This window comes from Anthropogastromicrobium sp. (genome assembly GCF_037349415.1).
GTDB lineage: Bacteria > Bacillota > Clostridia > Lachnospirales > Lachnospiraceae > Anthropogastromicrobium > Anthropogastromicrobium aceti.
Genome location: NZ_JAXWCK010000051.1, coordinates 55,207 through 73,116 on the forward strand (window position 1 = coordinate 55,207; position 17,910 = coordinate 73,116).

A 17,910-nucleotide genomic window follows, 5' to 3' on the forward strand; every position below is an offset into this window, starting at 1 on the left:
AGATGTCAAAGAGAAATCCGAATAAGATTAAAGAAGGCAAAACGATATATACCGTGCTTGTCTATGTGGCAGTTGCATTCCTTTGTTTTCTGGCTGTATATCCGATGTATTATGTTTTGATCATGTCGCTTAGTTCACCAGAAAATGCCGCACAGATGAATGTTTATGTAATTCCTAAGGGCTTTTGTGTAGATGCATATAAGGTTTTGGTACAGGATCCAGAGATGTGGAGAGCATATTTAAATACAATTATATATGTAATTCCGACTACGATCTTGATGCTAGCAACGTGTGTACTAGTTGCATATCCGTTGACTTATAAGCGTCTGATGGGAAGAAAATTTGTTAACATGTTTTTGCTGATTCCTATGTACTTCGGCGGCGGTATGATTCCAACCTTCTTATTAATAAATAAGTTAGGCTTGTATGACAATCCGCTTTCACAGATTCTTCCGGTTTGCTTTTCCATATGGAACATCATTCTGGTAAAGGCATTTTTTAGCAGCATTCCAGAGAGTCTTCGTGAAGCTGCAAAGATCGATGGTGCTAATGTATATCAGATTTTGCTTAAGGTATACCTGCCATTATCAAAGCCAATATTAGCCGTAATCGCTGTATATACAATTGTTGGTGTATGGAACAGCTGGTTCAACGCTATGGTTTACTTGCCACATACTAAGTGGCAGCCGCTTCAGCTGTATTTGCGCCGCGTATTAATTGAGAATACAAAGCAGATTACTGAGGTATTAAGTCCGTCAGCTGCACAGGAGCTGGCGAGAAAACAGATGAGCAATGCACAGTTAAAATATGCTATGATCATATTTACAACACTGCCAGTATTGTTCACTTATCCATTCTTCCAGAAATATTTTGTAAAGGGTGTCATGCTTGGCTCCTTAAAAGAGTAAGAGGAATGCCGGCACGCTTCATATATGTTGTGTGTCGGCATTTTTGTATTATAAAGATAAAAACGCGCAGAGCGCAGAAAAGAGGAAACAATGGAGCTGATTCATTATTATGAGGATCTAAATACGCTGCACGTGGGAACAGAGAAGCCACGCTGCTACTACCTTCCGAAAAAGACAGATGGAACAGATTCATACCGTCTGCTAAGCGGCAATGACTGGCGTTTCTTTTATTATCCAAATCCGCAGAGCGTGGATGAAAAGTTTGTTCTTAAAGATTATGAAAATCCAGAGTATGTGATGATGGAGGTACCATCCTGCTGGCAGTCAAAGGGCTATGACTATAAGCATTATTCGGGTGGTGCATTTGTCATACCATATGATCCGCCGTATGTGCCGGATGAGAATCCATGTGGTGCTTATTATAAGGATTTTGATGTATCTAATGAGGAATTAGAAAAAGACTTGTATTTGTACTTTGAGGGAGTAGAGGCAGGATTTTACGTATGGGTGAATGGTCAGTTTGTTGGCTACAGCCAGGTGTCACACAGTCCTAGCGAGTTTGACATTACTCGCTTTGCCAAAGCAGGAAAGAACCGTCTGGCAGTACTTGTGTTAAAGTGGACTGATGGAACGTATCTTGAAGCACAGGATAAGTATCGCTACAACGGAATTTTCCGTGATGTTACATTGATTGCTCGTCCAAAGAGCGCAGTAGTGGACTACACTGTGCGTACCACTTTGTCAGAGGACAACACAAAGGCAGAGGTTTTTGTAAGACTTGATTCATACAAAGGTTTGCCAAATGTAACAGTAAGCTTATTTGCACCAGATGGCAGCAAGTTGGCAAATGAAACGCTTGTGACAGAAAATAATGATCTAGAAACTGTGTTTAAAGTGAATGATCCAATTTTGTGGAATGCTGAGCATCCAACTTTATACAAACTAGTTTTGTCTACTGATGATGAGGTCATTGAGCAAAAAGTCGGTATTCGCGAGGTTGAAATAAAGGATGGCGTCATGCTTTTAAATCATCGCCCGGTAAAGCTTCTTGGTGTAAACCGTCATGACAGCAGCCCAACAGATGGATACACGGTATCAAGAGAGCATGTAGTGCGCGATCTTACGATGATGAAAAAGAACAATATCAATGCAATACGCACAAGTCATTATCCGAATGCACCGTGGTTTACTGAGCTTTGTAATGAGTATGGCTTTTATGTGATTGCAGAGGCTGATTTTGAGACACATGGAACGATGGATCTTGTTGGTGAAGAGCCGATTTATAGAAAGTTTGGAAAGATTGTTCAGGATCCGGCTTTCCACGATGCGATTGTAGATCGTATGATGTTAAACGTAATTCGTGACAAGAACGCGAGCTGTGTTATTATCTGGTCTCTTGGAAATGAAAGCGGTTATGGAAAGAATCTGATTGATGCTGGAAAGTGGACGAAGGAATATGACCCAACACGTCCAGTTCACTATGAAGGAGCAACTTGGGCACCTCCAGGAATCGAGAATGATCAGTCTTGTCTTGATATGGTAAGCCGCATGTACCCGACTGTAGAGACAATTAAAAAGTATCTTGCAGACCCTACTAGCGTAAAGCCATTTATCTTGTGTGAGTTTGTTCACGCAATGGGCAATGGCCCTGGTGACATTGAGGACTATCTGGAAGTCATCTTACCAGAAAAGCGAATTATCGGCGCATTTGTCTGGGAATGGTGTGATCATGCAACATATGAAGGAAAGACACCAGATGGAAAGGACAAATATTTCTATGGTGGTGATTACGGTGAATTCCCACATGATGGAAATTTCTGTATGGACGGACTTGTTTATTCAGACCGCCGCCCGCATACTGGACTGTATGAGTGGAAAAATGCAATTCGCCCAGTAAGAGCCACACTTCAGGAAATCAGTCCACTAAAGGTATCATTGTGGAATCGTCTTGACTTCACAAATCTTGATGATGCTGTAATAGTAACATATGAGATTAAGGAAGAAGGAAGACTGCTTTCACAGGGAAGTGTTGCAATACCTTCAATTGAACCACATGAAAAAGGCTTTGTTCTGATTCCAGAGACACCAAAGACAAATAAAAATACTTATCTTAAGCTGACCTACACAGCAAAGCAGGGAACTGCTCTTGCAGGAGAGGTACTTGGCTTTGATCAGATTGCTTTGTTTGAGGAGCAGGATGAAGTGCTCACACCTGTATCTAAGACTGCGTTGCCGGCATTTGCTTCATGGAGTGTAAATGAGACGGCGGATATCTATGAGCTGACAAGAGACGGCGAGTGTATTGTATTTGATCGCCATCTTGGAACATTTGCAAAGATCGTTAAAGATAATGAGAACCAGATTTCTGAGCCAATGCGTTTTCTGACATTCCGTGCGCCGACAAATAATGACTCGGCAGTATCAAAGGAGTGGAGAATGGCAGGATACGACAGAAGCACAGTAAAGGTATATGAGACATCTATTCAGGAAACAGATGGCGTAATCGAGATTCATAGCAGATTCTCTATTGCATCTCCAGCTAAGCAGCCATTCCTTCGCCTTGAGGCAGTATGGAAAGTTGATCTTGAGGGAACCATTTACCTTTCCTTAGATGGAAACTTTGACAAGGTATTCCCGTATCTTCCGCGATTTGGTCTTGGATTAAAGCTTCCAAACGATAAGACCGATGTAACATACTACGGATATGGTCCATATGAAAGTTATTCCGATAAGCATCGTGCATCTTGGGTAGATCGTTTTGATACAACAGTTGATGATATGTTTGAGGATTACGTTTTCCCACAGGAAAATGGAAGCCATTACAACTGTCAGTATGCATCTGTTGGAAATTTGTATGCAAAGGGCAAAAAGCCGTTCAGCTTCCAGGCATCACGCTACAGTGAAAAGGAGCTTGACGAAAAGGCACATAACTTTGAGCTTGTTCCATCTGATGGCATTTATGTGGCGCTTGACTATAAGCAAAGCGGAATTGGCTCTAATTCCTGTGGTCCGAGACTGGCAGAGAAATATCAGCTTCGCGAAGAAAAAATTGAGTGGGAGATAAGCCTTCGATTTGACAATAAGAATTAAGTGAAAGTGCAGTAAATAAAAATATGGTTTTGAATATTTATATGAGGAGGAAACTTAGATGCTTGCAGAATATTATGTAGGAAATCGAACCAGACTTTATGAAAAGCTTACGGCAGGAAGTCTTGTCGCTGTTTTTTCAGGAGAAAACACATGGAAAACTGGCGATGAAGATTACATGTTCTTTGCAGACCGAAATTTTGTTTATCTGACAGGGCTAAAAACAAGTCGTCAGGCTGTTCTTCTTGTTGCAAAAGAAACAGACGGCAGTGTGCATGAACAAGTGTATATTCTTCCTTCTGATGCATATGCAGAGCGTTGGACTGGTGCGAGAGTTAAGCCGCAGGAGGCACAAGAAATTTCAGGGATTAGTGATATACGTTTTGTGGATGCATTTGAACGTGATTTTAAGGCACTGGCTGTCAGCGGACGTTACGAGAAATTGTATCTTGATCTGTACCGTTTTACAACAGATTGTCCAGATCGTCCTGCACACCGTCTATTAAAGCATGTTCAGCGTGATTTTCCATATCTTCAGATTGGAAATGCCGATGTGCTCATAAGTGAGCTGCGCCTGATCAAACAGCCATGTGAAATCGCTGCGCTTAAAAAGGCAGAGGAGATCACAAAGGCAGGAATCCTTGCAATGATGCGTAATTCTCGTCCGGGAAAATATGAATATCAGTATAAAGCAGATTTTGATTATGCACTTGGTCAGTTTAGTCCTGATGGCCCTGGTTTTCCATCAATTATATCTGCCGGAAATAACAATTTCTGTATCCACTACTATGGATATACCGGTCAGGCAAAGGATGGCGATATGATTTTAAACGATGTCGGTGCTCAGTATGACGGACTAATCACAGATGTTTCTCGTGGCTGGCCATGCAACGGTCATTTTTCAGAACGTCAGCGCACATTGTATGAGTGTGCACTTGCCACCTCCAATTATATGTTTTCAATCATCCGTCCAGGCATGCGCATGTCAGATGTTGATGCAACGATTCGTAAATACAATGCAGAGCGTCTGGTAGAAGCTGGAGTGATGAGTTCTGTTGATGAAGTTGGAACATACATGTGGCATGGCGGAGCACATCACATAGGCTATGATGTACATGACAGAGTAAAGCGACCAGAAATCATAGCACCTGGTATGGTATTCTGTGTAGATGTCGGTATTTACCATGAAGAATGGGGAATCGGCTTCCGTCTAGAGGATAACTGTCTTGTTACAGAGGACGGATGTGAAAATTTGTCCGCTGGCATTCCGCGTACAATAGAGGATATTGAAGCTGCTATGCGCGGAGAGTAAAAATCGATCTATAATGGTTTTTAGAAAAGTATAAATATTAGATTAATCGGCAATAGCCGTCCAGAACAAATATGATTTCATATCGTTCTGGGCGGCTGTTATCCTTTTAATCCTTCTGTACTAATACCTTCAACAAGGTATTTCTGGAAAAATAGGAAGATAAGAAAGATTGGAATGATGGATAGGGTGGACATAGCGAACATACTTCCCCAGTCAGACTGAGAAGAAGGATCAGAAAACATTTTTAGTGCGATGGATAGAGTATATTTTGCTGGAGAATTCAGATAAAGCAGAGCTCCGAAGAAGTCATCCCAACGCCACATAAAGGAGAAAATGGCGGTTGTGACGATAGATGGTTTGATCAGAGGAAGAATAATCCTTAAAAATATTCCATAATAAGTGCAGCCATCAATTCGGGCTGCTTCATCAAGTTCAGCTGGAATACCACGGATAAACTGCATATTTTGGAAAATGAAAAATGCTTGTCCAAAGAAATAAGGAACGGTTAGTGGTAGGATTGTGTTGACCCAGCCGAGTTGTTTGAAAATTAAAAATTGTGGAATCATAATTACTTGAAAAGGCAGCATCATGGTAAGCATAACGCATGAAAACCAGAATCCTTGTCCACGAAAATGCAATCTAGCAAAGCCAAATGCAATAATAGCAGAAGAAAAGACGGCACCTATAGTTGCGATGATAGCAATAAGAAAGGAATTAGAAAAAAAGACACCAAACGTATAGCCACCGAATCCTTTCCAACCATTGATATAATTTTCAAAGTGAATTGTATCTGGAATTAATCGGTATGATTCTCGAAAAATAGAACTACTTTCTTTGAAAGAGCTCATAACCATCCAAAGAAGCGGATAGATCATCAGGAAGCCAAACAAACATACAAGTACATGATAAAGAATATTATGAAAGCGCTTGCTTCGCTTCATTCCAAGTTTTCTTGATAAACTCATAATATCACCTCTCTGATTCATAATAAACCCAGTGTTTGGAGGAATAGAACACAAGGCCAGTTATAATAGAAACAACAATAAGAAGAACCCAAGCCATTGCGCAGGCGTATCCCATATCGTAATCAGTAAATGCTTTTTCATATAGGTATAAGGCATAAAATAGTGTACTGTTAAGTGGCTTGCCACCAGTAATGATGTAACCAGAGTTAAATACCATAAAGCCGTTGATCATCTGCATAACCAAGTTAAAAAAGATGGTAGGAGTCAGAAGTGGCAGTGTAATTTTGAAAAAGCTTTTTGCTGCACTTGCTCCGTCTACTCTGGCTGCTTCATAATAGGATTTTGGAATCTGTTTCAGACCAGCAAGAAAAATTAACATGGAGGAGCCAAATTGCCAAACAGAGAGTAGAATTAGAACCCAAATTGCAGTTTTAGGATTGCCAATCCACGAAATTGTAACATCTAGCCCAAGTGCTTGAAGAACTGAATTGATAACTCCGCTGCTGGAAAAAAGCTGTTTCCACATGACAGCAACAGCGACACTACCTCCAATGATTGAAGGCAGATAATAGACTGCGCGGTAAATACCAGTTAATTTGGTCTTTTTTGTCATAATCATGGCAACGACAAGAGCCATAAGCAGTTTCAAAGGTACAGATGCAAAGGCATAGAAGAATGTTACTTTCAAAGATTTCAAATATTTAGAATCCTTTGTGAACATTTTGGCATAATTTTTCAGACCAACCCATTTAGGCGAGCCAAGAATACTATAGTCGGTGAAGGAAAGATATAGAGAAGAAATCATTGGAATTATGGTAAAAACAAGAAAACCAATGATAAATGGGAGAATAAAGATATAACCGGCAACCGACTGCTTGCATAAAAAATTGGAAATAGATACTTTCTTTTTTTTCATCTAAACACATCCTTTTTTTAAACAAAGCGTGCGCGAATTAACGGCACGCTTTATTACTAATTACAAATGTTAATTGTCTGCGTTTGCTTTTTCAGCAAGAATTTCTGATCCTTCTTCAAACACCTGACTGGCGGCATCTTCAGGTGTAATTTCTCCGTAACGAACCTGTTCAGTTAGATCGTCTACTAAAGTACCAATTTCACTGGAGCCAGATGGAGATGGTGGATCCATAGGAGTTGCGACTGCATTGACATCGTCAATAAATTTGTAGACAACTTTATCATTATCAGACAGCCGCTCGTCGAAGGAAGCAAGAACATCGGAGTCAACCGGCACACCGCGCTCTCCATTTAATATTTCGTTGGCTTCAATAGAAGTCGTGATGAAATTGATAACATCGGCAACAATTTCTGGATGTTCTGTTGTCGAAGAGCCACATAAGAATTGGCTAGATTTTAAATATTGAACCTGCTGTGTGTCATCTTTCATAACAGGCCACATGGTAATGCCAAGCTCTCGGCCAGAGGTGGAACTGATAGTTCCATATTGATTTGAGTTGGAGAATGAATTCCAACAGGTCTGATCAATGATTGGCATAGTTTCTGTGACTGTAGGATTTTTTTCAGTTAAAATTTCCGGAGATACGTGCCAGTTAGATTTGCTTGCGTCTGCAATCATCTGGAAATATGTAAGAAATACACTGTCATCGTCTACACCGAACGTAGTTCCATCTTCGGAAAATTCTGAGGTACCGATTCCACGGAATAACATGCCAAGAACCATTGAATCAATATAGGTTTGAACACCAGTTTTGTCATAAATGGTTTGGGATATATCGAAAAATTCATCCCATGTCATTTGCTCAGGAATAGTAACACCTGCAGCTTCCACAGTTTCTTTATCATAAAAGAGCGCTGGAGAGTTTAGACCAATGCACATTGCGTAAAGATCATCGTCAAATGAACCACTGGCAAGAACTGCTTCAGATACCCGGCTAACATCCAATACATTGGATTCTACAAATGGTTGAAGATTCAGCATCAAATTTTGATCATAATAAGAACGGATTTGACCATAATCCTGCTGGTAAATATCTGGTAGAGATCCTGTTGCAGCTTGCGTTGACAGCTTATCGAAATATCCGTCCCAACTAGATGGTTCAGTTTCAAATGTAACATTTGGATGCTGCTCGGTGTAAAGATCGAGTGCCTTTACAGTCAGGTCATTTCGTGTTTGGTTGCCCCACCAAGCGACGCGGATTGTTATTTTTTCATCGTCTGTTTTGTTATCAGAAGCAAATACAGGGAGTGTGGCGCAACTTACCAAGCTGGCAGTGAGTGAAAGAGTTACGAGTGATTTTGCACGTACAGTCATAAAAGATGACCTCCTTTTTCTTTGATGGTTCCATTATAGAAAGAAAAAGATAGTATGTAAATGCGGTAAACCGACTTGATGTATTCAAAAACCGACATAAATCTTGCAGCGCTTGCGATTTAAAAAAAGGGACTATATAATAAGATAAACAAGAAAATAAAGGAGTAGTGGAATGAAAGGAATTTTGCCAGAAGTGCGTGTTAGCAGGATGGGAATTCGGAAAAAAATGCTGTTAATGTATGCCACTGTTATATTTACGATGACGGTTGTGATAGCTGGGATTTTTTTGTGGATGAATAAACGCTATGCAGAAATGTTATATCAAGAAACAACTGATTCATTGTTTCTAATTTCTAACGAGATGAAGCTGTATCTTGATGGTATTGAAGCAGATTCTTATTACATGGTAGCAGATGCGTCATTGCAGTCAAATTTGTCTGCTTATCAGAGTGCAGCGGATGGCTGGCAGAAACGTAAGCTGCGTAACCAGATCGAAAGTAGCGTATATAATTATGCAGTTGGGAATAAATATATAAGATCAGTTACTTTGATAACACCGGAATTTTCAGTGTGCAGAGGAAGTTCTTCCGTACAAGAGTCAGAAGCATATTTGGAACAGTTAAAGCAGCAGGCAAATGAGGAAAACGGGAAAGCGTTCTGGGCGGTTAGCCAAGAAGATCCGTCAACAATTCTTATGGTTAGGTCGTATCGTGAAATTCACAATTTGAGTCTGAAAACATTGGGATACCAGATTTTTCGAGTTGATATGAAGCGTATCGCAAATCAGTTGATGGAAAATTATAGTTACTTGACAAGCGAGATTCCGTTGATTATTTTGGATCAGAAAACATCTACAATATTGTATCCTGATCCAACGCAAATACAAGAGAATACAATAACAATGATTCAGCAGCTTCCTGAGGATGGATACAAAATTATTCGAGATGGGAAGAAAAATTTGTTTTCTGTTGTACACATGGTTGAGAAGCCACGATGGAGATATTATTTGTTTATTCCATATAATTCGATTTTTAGTTCAATCCAAAACTGTATTCTGACTGTATTTTTTTGTTTGCTTGTGATAACTGTGGCCATGCTTGTTGCAGCGGGATGGTTTTCGGCTGGAATGTGTAAGCATTTTTCGATACTTCAGATGAAGATGAAGCGAGTAAGCAGTGGTAATTTGGAACCGATGGCAACTGATTGTAATTATCAAGATAGAGGCGATGAAATTGGATTCTTGAATTGTTGCTTTGATCAAATGCTATTGGATCTGAGAAGATTGACAGAAGAAAATGAAAAAAAACAGCAACTGTTAAGAGAAGCACAGATCAGGTCTCTTGAACAGCAGATGAATCCACATTTTCTGTATAATACATTAGACTTAGTATACTGGAAGGCAAAGATAAATGGAGAAAAGGAAATTTGCACAATTACAGAGTCATTGGCAAAGCTCCTGCAGTCTTCATTGAGCTGTCATAAAGATGTTAATTCTTTGAAGCAGGAATTGGAATTGTGCCAGTATTATATGAAAATTCAGAAAATGCGATTTTGCGAGAAATTGATTTATCAGGAAAGGTTAGATCCGACATTGTTAAATGCACAGGTTCCATATCTTTGTATTCAACCGCTGTTAGAAAATTCAGTTAAATATGGGGTGGAACAGGCGCTTGATTTTTGCACAGTAATATTGAGTGCAAAAATAGAAAATGGAATATTGATTATTTCAGTTGAAAATGATGGAAGTGAAGCACCAGAGGATCTGATGAAGATGCTTTATCAAGGAGAAAAGAAACCTCAGGGTCATGGAATAGGATTGATTAACATTGATAAGAGAACAAAACTTTTGTTTGGATCAGAGTATGGGATTTCAGTTGAGAGTAGTCCAGACTTGGTGAGAGTTCTTCTTAAACTTCCATTTCGACAGAAATAAGAAAAAGGCGCATTGAACAAGCCAGAATGGAATTTTAATTTGGGGTAAACTACAGACAGTTGATAACTGTTCTTTTGCCTGAAGGAGGAAAAACAATGCTGAAAATAGTAGTAGCTGATGATGAAGCGTTTGTATTGCAGTCAATTTGTACATCAATTAATTGGAAAGAGATAGGACTTAAATTAGTGGGTTCATGCAAGGATGGTATGGAAGCTTGGCATGCTATTTTGGATGAAAATCCAGATTTAGTTATGACAGATATTCGTATGCCAGGATTGTCTGGTTTAGAGTTGATTGAGAAGACAAAAGAGATTAGTCCACAGACAGTTTTTATTATTTTGTCTGGTTATCAGGAATTTGAATATGCGAGAACAGCAATGCAGTATGGTGTCCGCCATTATCTGATTAAGCCATGTAGTTGTGAAAAAATGGAAGAAGTGCTAAGAGAGGCAATTCAGGAACAGAAACATCAGAGGCAGTTAGAAGCAGCATTAGATAAAAATCGTATTTTAGGTAGCAAAATGTGCGTGCTTGCTATGAAAGAGGGACTGTTGGAGATGATTGGACGGGAAGATCGTGGTATGAAAAAAGACCAAAGTGAAAACTGGATTACGATATCTGGACAGTTAGGAGAGGATGTACAGATTTTGTATGTTTATTATCTGGAAGAGGTGTGGATTCGTCATTTCGTTAGGAAATTGCCACAGAATGTTATACAAAAGGCAGGACAATTGATGCTGTACGTGAAAAACACATTGATTTTTCTAAATAGTGGCAAGGAACGACTGACGAAAAGTGATATTTCGGCAATTGAAGAAATTGTCTGTGATGGACAAAGTGTTACAACGCTTTGCGAGACACATCTGTTTCCAAATTTTCAGGAAGCAGCGAGAGAACTTGTGCCGAAGATTAGACGTTACAGTAGTCTTTATCTGGTGGAATTGGACGGAACTTGTATTCAACTTAAGCATTATGCCGGTGTATTTGCGGAGCCTAAGGAATTGTTGACTCGCTGTATTGAGCATCCACAAGAAGGGTTGGAAGAACTGCGAGAGAATATTAGGAAACTTGAAAATACTGATTTGGTAAAAGCGTTTGCATTTCGTATGTTGACGTATATGCAGGAAAAATATGAACAAGAATCGCCAGATGGATTTCCAGCATTCTGGGAAAAACTTGCACGTATGCAGGATGAAGAGGAAATAGGTGTGTTTTTGACGGATTGTATTTCTAATTTATATTTAAAGCAGGCAAGCCGGACGGTTTATCGAAATTTTATCTTAAAAACTAAAAGCTATGCCAGAGAACATATGAGTGACGGAAATCTTTCTTTGAAATGGATTGCGGAAAACTATTTGTATATGAATACGGATTATGTTAGTCGCGAATTTTACAGGGAAACAGGAGAAAAATTTTCTACATATTTGAATAGAATTCGCATGGAAGAGGCAAAACAACTGTTACTTTTATTGGGAGACGAAGAAAGAATTTATCAGGTTGCTGAGCAAGTGGGTTGTTCAAATGCTAGATATTTTGGACAGGCATTTAAAAAATATACCGGACAGACGCCGACAGCGTATATTCGGCAGTATAAGAATTAAACAGGAGGAGACAAAAATGGATTCAATGAGAAGTTTGCAGACAAAAAATGGAATGGTCATTAATTTGGATGAACGTCATTATTATGTTAGTCGTTCACTTGAAGAAAAAAATGAAGGACCATACTGCTTTAGGAGCATTAAGGAGGCAGCTGAGGCAATTCCAGACGGAAACAGAGAAAAACCATCAGTTTTGTATTTAGAACAGGATGTGTACTGGACAAATGGAACACCAGATAGCGTTGGTCTGGTTATTCAGAAGGAATGGTTAACGCTTTGTGGACTAGGAAAAAAGCCAGAAGATACGGTAATTGCAGACAATCGCGGACACATGGTTAATGCCTATCCGGCAGATAATAGTGCAAGTTCGCCTGCACAAACAATGATTGTAAATGGAAATGGATTTCGGGCAGAAAATCTGACAATTGGAAATTATTTAAATATTGATTTAGAATATCCGCTTGATCCAGCTCAAAACAGAAAGAGATATTCGGATATTATAACACAAGCATATGCAATTGGCAGTCAGGGAAAATATGATTGTTGGTCGTTTGAAAATTGTCGGATTCTTGGAATGCTAGACACGTTGTCATTTCATCATAATCGTGTTTATTTTCATAATAGTTTAATTCGCGGAACCAAGGATTTTATTGGTGGCGGAGATTATGCTGTTTATGAGGAATGCCAGATAGAGATTTTTGATACCTGTCCAATGTATATGGCAAGAGAAGCAGCTACAGTGTATCGAAATTGTAAATTTACTGTGCAGCTGGAAGATTTCGATACGCTGTATTTAACAAAATTTGGAGGACAGTTGGTACTAGATAACTGTAGTTTTTGTGGAAATTGTAAAATAATAGAATGGGAACTAGAGACGAAGAAAGACGCGAGATGCTATTGGAGAAATGTAACGTTGAATGGACATCCCGTAGCAATTAGTCAAGCTTCGCCATGGAATAGTATAGAGCTGACAAAGAAAATAGAAGGTGCATTTTCTAACAGTAATATGCTAGGAGGCAATGACGGTTGGAATCCTACAAAAACAGCAGGAGTATATAAGACAACAAGTCCAGTTCGCGTATTGGTTAATGGGGCAGATAGCGTCAGATATGGAGAGACAACAGAATTGACAATTGAGACATGGCCTAAATATTTTGAAATGCAAGATATGTCAAATTTATATGCAGAAGTGGATATAGAAGAACCGACTGAGCAAATTCATGAGCATTTACTGCCCAAAATATATTCAGTACCAGAGAATAGCTGTGGATTTAATGGACTACATATTGCTGTTACTGGACAGCAAGAAGAAGCCATTGCAGCGAAAATTAGTGTGACAGTATCAGTAAATGGAATTATAGGGGTACATACCATGCAGACGATGCCAAAGCCACAGAAAGCACCAGAGTGGATAAAGTTTCCTAAACTTGTTATTGAGGAAAATCTTTTAAAATTAGAATATCAGTTGAGTTTGATACAGGAACAAGATTGTTCTGACATTATATGGAAACGTGAACGCGATGGACGGATTTTGGCAGTCAGTAACGGAAAACCGTGCAGACAGTATCGACTGCGTGAGGCAGATATTGGTTCGGCAATTGTAGTAGAGATTATTCCAAAAAGTCGCTACAGTATTTCAGGAGAATGTTATATTGAAAAGAGCCAACTGATTACAGAAGATATGGTGGATATAAAGAAAATACAGATTTTGGATTTTCAGTCTTTTCCAACGATACCGCAGAGCGCAAAAATTGGTGATTTCTTTATCGACACATATCGTCCATTGTATCATGGAGATGAAGTAGCACATGTTGCAGATTGGATACCTGGAAAACCAGAACAGGCATGGACATATGGTCGTGGTCGCGATGGTGCAAAAAGATGTTGGGGCTTGACAGCAACTGCTCGCGGAGCGTCTTTACAATATCGAAAAGGTGAATGGAATGGAGGAATGAAGGTAACTGCTGTATTTTGTCCGGATAAAGATACAGGAGAGGGATTTGGAAGTGCAAATGGCCAATTTGTTGAATTGTTTTTGAAATACGATGCTAAGAGTCGCACTGGTTATGGATTGAGGATTGAACGTCTGCCACAGCAGGCTAATGGATGTGCATTTTCTTTGCGTCATTATGAAAATGGAAAAAATCATTGTCTAACGACGCAGTTGATTACAAGTGCATATATGCCATCTTGTACTGTTACTTTAGAAGCTACCAACGGAAGACTGACCGCATATGCGAAGACAGACTGGATGCCTCAGCCAAAGCATGCAAAGGAATGTGGCTGTCCGCATGAAGTAACATTGGCATGTGCATATCTGGAAAATGGTTATGGTGATGTGGAAATTCATCATACCGGGACTGTGCCGATTGGAAACAGAACAACGGTTGCATCTTTAGAAATTGAGTATGTTTGATGGATTATTATACAATAATCATAAATTTCTTGTTTAAGAAATAGCAGTTAATTATTTAAACAAAAAACTTCCCCTATGCGCAGAATCTGTTGTATAATGGCAATAGATTCTGCGCTGTTTTGCGTATAAAAAACGGCGAAAAATGGAGGGAGACAGAATATGGGACTGACAATTCTGCTGGTGGACGATGATCAGATTCTGACAGAAAAAACAAAAAATTCATTAAATTGGGACAGTCTTGGCATCGGTATGGTGTTTACTGCAAACAATATCCATGAGGCAAAGGGAATTTTAAAGGTATACAAAGTAGACATTCTTCTTTGTGATGTGGATATGCCTATGGGAAGCGGTCTTGAGCTTGTGGAGTGGATACGTGAGGAAGGGATGGAGATAAAATGCATCTTTTTGTCGAGTTATGCAAATTTTACTTATGCACAGAAGGCGCTTCGATTAGGTTCTGTTAATTATCTGCTAAAACCAATTTCCAATAAAGATCTTGAGGCGGAGTTAAATACAGTCTGTGATGAACTGCTAAAGGAGCATACAAATCTGAACAGTCAGGAGAAGAAACAACGTGAGGAAGTGTGGAAAAAGGTGTTGGTGCAGGCACTTTCTGATGGTGTTGGTACGTCAAACACCAGTAGTTTATCAGATGCTCAATATAGTGAACTCTATCCATCTGTGCAGCCAATTACACTTGTTCTTGCAGGGCTTTAGAAATCTGGTTAGAAAGATCCAAGCACTAAAAATTACGATTTACGAGAAGGAGCTTAATGAAAAACAGATTGAGCTTGAGTTTGCGCAAGAGCAGATAAGGCCGCACTTTTTCCTAAATTGTATAAGCCTGATACATGGAATTGCAGACAACAAGGGTGAAACAGATATTGTTACTGTTACTTCCATTTTGTCTGATTATAATGATTCAGCGCAGAAAACCCCGGCCGTTCGCAAGAACGTCCGAGGGATGAATGCGCCGCTTACATACAACGCAACCATCATTCCAACAGGGTTTTCTTCTGGAATTGTTGGTTTTTCTTGGCCTGATGTTCTTCAGAACGCTGTGATTCGATGTATTGCTTTACTGTTTCAAGAGAAACACTTCCGGTAGTTGCGATAAAGTAGCTGCGGCTCCAGAATGAGGTATCGTCCCCACAGATATACTGTTTAATCTGTTCCGGAAAACGCTTGCGCATCTCTCTGGATAACTGAGTCTTGATGCTTCTTACAAAGACGGATATGTTGGTATTCGGTGGCAGTGATACCAGCAGGTGGATATGATCTCTGTCTGTCTCTGCGGATAAAACTTTTCCACGGAACTGCTCTGCCATATGATTCGAAAAATCTTTCATGGCAGCACTCATTTCGTCGTTAATCACAGGCTTTCGGTAATGTGTGACGAAAATCATATGATAGGTAAGACAGTAAACACAATGCTGTCCCCTGTTGTACCCGTCTTTCTTTACTTTGTCCTTTTGGTCTTTGTTGACACCATTCTTATTTGTTCTCATAATAGTACCTCTCTCGTTTCAAAATAAAACAATTCAAAAAATCACATATTGCTTGATTTTACCTATATTTTATCGTATAATATAAGTGTAGTCAACTATATTCTCACGTTTTTGAAAAGGAGGGTCTTACATGCATACCATATCGATCTTTGTGGATCAGAACAGGATGCCAAAGCTAGCATCTTATTTCGAGTGCCAGACTCACCTTGCAAAAAACTTGCGAAATTCAGCAAACTTTATCATTCGTAACCTGCGTACCGGATTGAAAAAAGATCTGGTTGACCGCACTTCCAATGAAAATGAGGTCATAGAGACTGTACGTATCGGTATTGAGATGGCAAACGAAAAGCTTCAGAAAGATGTTGACCGACTCACGAAGCAGCTGCAGAGTCTGCCTGCAAGCGACCCAGCCCGCACAAAGATCCAGAAGCGAATAGAAAACAAACAGAAAAACCATCCGATCATGCCAACGTCCGATCACTGGATGCTCACATATGAGACATTGGATGCGGTGATGAAGAATACAAAGAATCCTGACTACTATGCGATGCCGTCACAGGCAAACCAGCAGGTACTTCGAAAAGTCCTCAAAGACTGGAAATCACACTTTGAACTGTTGGCATCATATCGTCAAAATCCCGGAAAATTTAAGGCACAGCCAAAGCAGCTGGGATATATCAGGACACCTTATACGACCGTTACCTTTACCAATCAGGTTGCAAAGCGGTCTGATATCAAAGGAAAAATGCACATCACATTTCCACGCTGCCTGGTGCCGCTTTGTGTTGGAAAGCCGGAAGGTTCTTATGTCAGAACGGAAGTCAAGCCCTGCTACGGCGGATATATGGTATATGTGACATTTCAGGATGCCGTCAAAATGCCGGAAGCACCGACAAATCCCACAAGGATTCTCGGACTTGATCCAGGGCTTGACAACTTTCTGACCGCGCTGACAAACTTCTCGGCAACTCCGTTCATCATTGACGGACACTGGTTAAAATCCATCAATCAGAACTTTAACCGCAGACGTGCAACTTTGATGTCAGAACTGACAAAAGGGATGGATTCCACGAAATCCGTGAAAAACTCTGCCAGACTGAACCGTATTTCAAAGAAAAGAGCCTGCCAGATCGACGACTTTTTCTATAAGGCAGCTCACTATATCGTGGATTTCTGCCTGAAAAACAAAGTAGAGGTCATCGTCTGCGGACACAACAAAGACCAGAAGCAGAAAATCAACCTTGGTGCCAACAACAATCAGCACTTTGTCAGTATTCCATACACAAGATTTTTCTGGATACTGACCTGTGTTGCAGCAAAGGCGGGTATCCCGGTCATTGAAACAGAGGAATCATATACGTCCAAGGCAAGTCTGATCGACAAAGATCCGATTCCTGTCTACAAAGAAGGGGATCGTCTGGAATATCATTTTTCAGGGAAACGAATCTCCCGTGGACAGTACGAATCAAAGGAAGGTACGATTCTGAATGCGGATGTCAACGGCGCAGGAAATATCATTCGCAAGGTGTATCCGAATGCATTTGATACTGTCAGTGACTTCTCCTACACGAATAAAACGGTTATTCGAGTTACCAGAGAAGCACTCTGCCATGCGAAACACAAGAAAAAACACGCCAGACCACAAAGAAAACGTGGTATGAACAGATGGCTGCATCATCGCAGGCAGGAACAGAAGCTTGTATACTTCGCACTGTTCAAAGTAAGCAGTGCGAAAGACAAGACCAAATATATCGAAGAATCAAAACAAACAGCCGCAAAAAAGACGGCTTAAAGGTAAGCTCGTAACAGGGTGTAGAGGGCTTGTGATGGTCCTTTGAGGCGTTCTACCATGTCTCAAGAAGCACCGCCCGTTCGCAAGAACGCGCGTGGGAG

12 protein-coding genes are annotated in these 17,910 nt (G+C 40.1%); 8 read left to right on the plus strand and 4 right to left on the minus strand.

Translation table 11 applies throughout. The features are described from left to right. The first annotated feature begins 2 nt into the window (after positions 1–2). The 3 genes from WJP93_RS11840 (at position 3) to WJP93_RS11850 (ending at position 5,307) form a co-directional block, all read left to right on the plus strand. On the plus strand, positions 3–908 hold the full coding sequence (locus WJP93_RS11840; RefSeq protein ID WP_066557256.1) for a carbohydrate ABC transporter permease: 906 nt from the start codon (positions 3–5) through the stop codon (positions 906–908). Between the two features lie 90 nt (positions 909–998). After that, positions 999–3,998 carry a glycoside hydrolase family 2 TIM barrel-domain containing protein gene (locus WJP93_RS11845; protein ID WP_337548503.1) on the plus strand — a complete coding sequence of 1,000 codons (3,000 nt, stop codon included), beginning with the start codon at positions 999–1,001 and terminating at the stop codon, positions 3,996–3,998. Between the two features lie 58 nt (positions 3,999–4,056). Continuing rightward, positions 4,057–5,307 carry an aminopeptidase P N-terminal domain-containing protein gene (locus WJP93_RS11850; protein ID WP_337548504.1) on the plus strand — a complete coding sequence of 417 codons (1,251 nt, stop codon included), beginning with the start codon at positions 4,057–4,059 and terminating at the stop codon, positions 5,305–5,307. A 98-nt stretch (positions 5,308–5,405) separates the two neighbouring features. Here WJP93_RS11850 and WJP93_RS11855 read toward each other — a convergent pair whose 3' ends face one another. The 3 genes from WJP93_RS11855 to WJP93_RS11865 all read right to left on the minus strand — a co-directional run bounded on the left by WJP93_RS11855 (position 5,406) and on the right by WJP93_RS11865 (position 8,562). Next, positions 5,406–6,272, minus strand: coding sequence for a carbohydrate ABC transporter permease (locus WJP93_RS11855; protein ID WP_262538092.1), 867 nt, complete (start codon positions 6,270–6,272; stop codon positions 5,406–5,408). Between the two features lie 4 nt (positions 6,273–6,276). Next, positions 6,277–7,188, minus strand: coding sequence for a sugar ABC transporter permease (locus WJP93_RS11860; protein ID WP_262538093.1), 912 nt, complete (start codon positions 7,186–7,188; stop codon positions 6,277–6,279). A gap of 69 nt (positions 7,189–7,257) precedes the next feature. After that, positions 7,258–8,562 (minus strand): ABC transporter substrate-binding protein, encoded by a 1,305-nt coding sequence (locus WJP93_RS11865; protein WP_337548505.1) that lies wholly within the window; start codon positions 8,560–8,562, stop codon positions 7,258–7,260. Between the two features lie 172 nt (positions 8,563–8,734). On the opposite strand from WJP93_RS11865, the gene WJP93_RS11870 reads away from it, so the two are divergent. From WJP93_RS11870 to WJP93_RS11885, 4 genes are all read left to right on the plus strand, one after another. Beyond that, a complete protein-coding gene (locus tag WJP93_RS11870) occupies positions 8,735–10,495 on the plus strand; it encodes a histidine kinase (RefSeq protein ID WP_337548507.1) in 1,761 nt (586 codons plus the stop codon). Between the two features lie 95 nt (positions 10,496–10,590). Continuing rightward, on the plus strand, positions 10,591–12,096 hold the full coding sequence (locus WJP93_RS11875) for a response regulator (protein ID WP_337548509.1): 1,506 nt from the start codon (positions 10,591–10,593) through the stop codon (positions 12,094–12,096). A 16-nt stretch (positions 12,097–12,112) separates the two neighbouring features. Further along, a complete protein-coding gene (locus tag WJP93_RS11880; RefSeq protein ID WP_337548511.1) occupies positions 12,113–14,509 on the plus strand; it encodes a pectinesterase family protein in 2,397 nt (798 codons plus the stop codon). Between the two features lie 159 nt (positions 14,510–14,668). Further along, complete coding sequence (locus WJP93_RS11885; RefSeq protein WP_337548513.1) at positions 14,669–15,226, plus strand: response regulator; 558 nt, start codon at positions 14,669–14,671, stop codon at positions 15,224–15,226. A 278-nt stretch (positions 15,227–15,504) separates the two neighbouring features. Here the strand turns inward: WJP93_RS11885 and tnpA are convergent, their stop codons facing one another. Continuing rightward, positions 15,505–16,017 (minus strand): IS200/IS605 family transposase, encoded by a 513-nt coding sequence (gene tnpA, locus WJP93_RS11890; RefSeq protein ID WP_337548514.1) that lies wholly within the window; start codon positions 16,015–16,017, stop codon positions 15,505–15,507. Positions 16,018–16,147: 130 nt separating this feature from the next. Between tnpA and WJP93_RS11895 the strand changes: the two genes are divergently transcribed. Then, positions 16,148–17,809: a transposase gene (locus tag WJP93_RS11895; protein WP_337548515.1), complete on the plus strand. Its 1,662-nt coding sequence runs from the start codon at positions 16,148–16,150 to the stop codon at positions 17,807–17,809. The last annotated feature ends 101 nt before the right edge of the window (positions 17,810–17,910 follow it).

Excerpts from the sequence above, each read along its gene's own strand:
- WJP93_RS11855 (WP_262538092.1), bottom strand. The coding sequence starts at position 6,272 with ATGAGTTTATCAAGAAAACTTGGAATGAAGCGAAGCAAGCGCTTTCAT.
- WJP93_RS11895 (WP_337548515.1), top strand. The coding sequence starts at position 16,148 with ATGCATACCATATCGATCTTTGTGGATCAGAACAGGATGCCAAAGCTA.
- WJP93_RS11880 (WP_337548511.1), top strand. The coding sequence starts at position 12,113 with ATGGATTCAATGAGAAGTTTGCAGACAAAAAATGGAATGGTCATTAAT.
- WJP93_RS11850 (WP_337548504.1), top strand. The coding sequence starts at position 4,057 with ATGCTTGCAGAATATTATGTAGGAAATCGAACCAGACTTTATGAAAAG.
- tnpA (WP_337548514.1), bottom strand. The coding sequence starts at position 16,017 with ATGAGAACAAATAAGAATGGTGTCAACAAAGACCAAAAGGACAAAGTA.
- WJP93_RS11870 (WP_337548507.1), top strand. The coding sequence starts at position 8,735 with ATGAAAGGAATTTTGCCAGAAGTGCGTGTTAGCAGGATGGGAATTCGG.
- WJP93_RS11885 (WP_337548513.1), top strand. The coding sequence starts at position 14,669 with ATGGGACTGACAATTCTGCTGGTGGACGATGATCAGATTCTGACAGAA.
- WJP93_RS11875 (WP_337548509.1), top strand. The coding sequence starts at position 10,591 with ATGCTGAAAATAGTAGTAGCTGATGATGAAGCGTTTGTATTGCAGTCA.
- WJP93_RS11840 (WP_066557256.1), top strand. The coding sequence starts at position 3 with ATGTCAAAGAGAAATCCGAATAAGATTAAAGAAGGCAAAACGATATAT.
- WJP93_RS11865 (WP_337548505.1), bottom strand. The coding sequence starts at position 8,562 with ATGACTGTACGTGCAAAATCACTCGTAACTCTTTCACTCACTGCCAGC.
- WJP93_RS11845 (WP_337548503.1), top strand. The coding sequence starts at position 999 with ATGGAGCTGATTCATTATTATGAGGATCTAAATACGCTGCACGTGGGA.
- WJP93_RS11860 (WP_262538093.1), bottom strand. The coding sequence starts at position 7,188 with ATGAAAAAAAAGAAAGTATCTATTTCCAATTTTTTATGCAAGCAGTCG.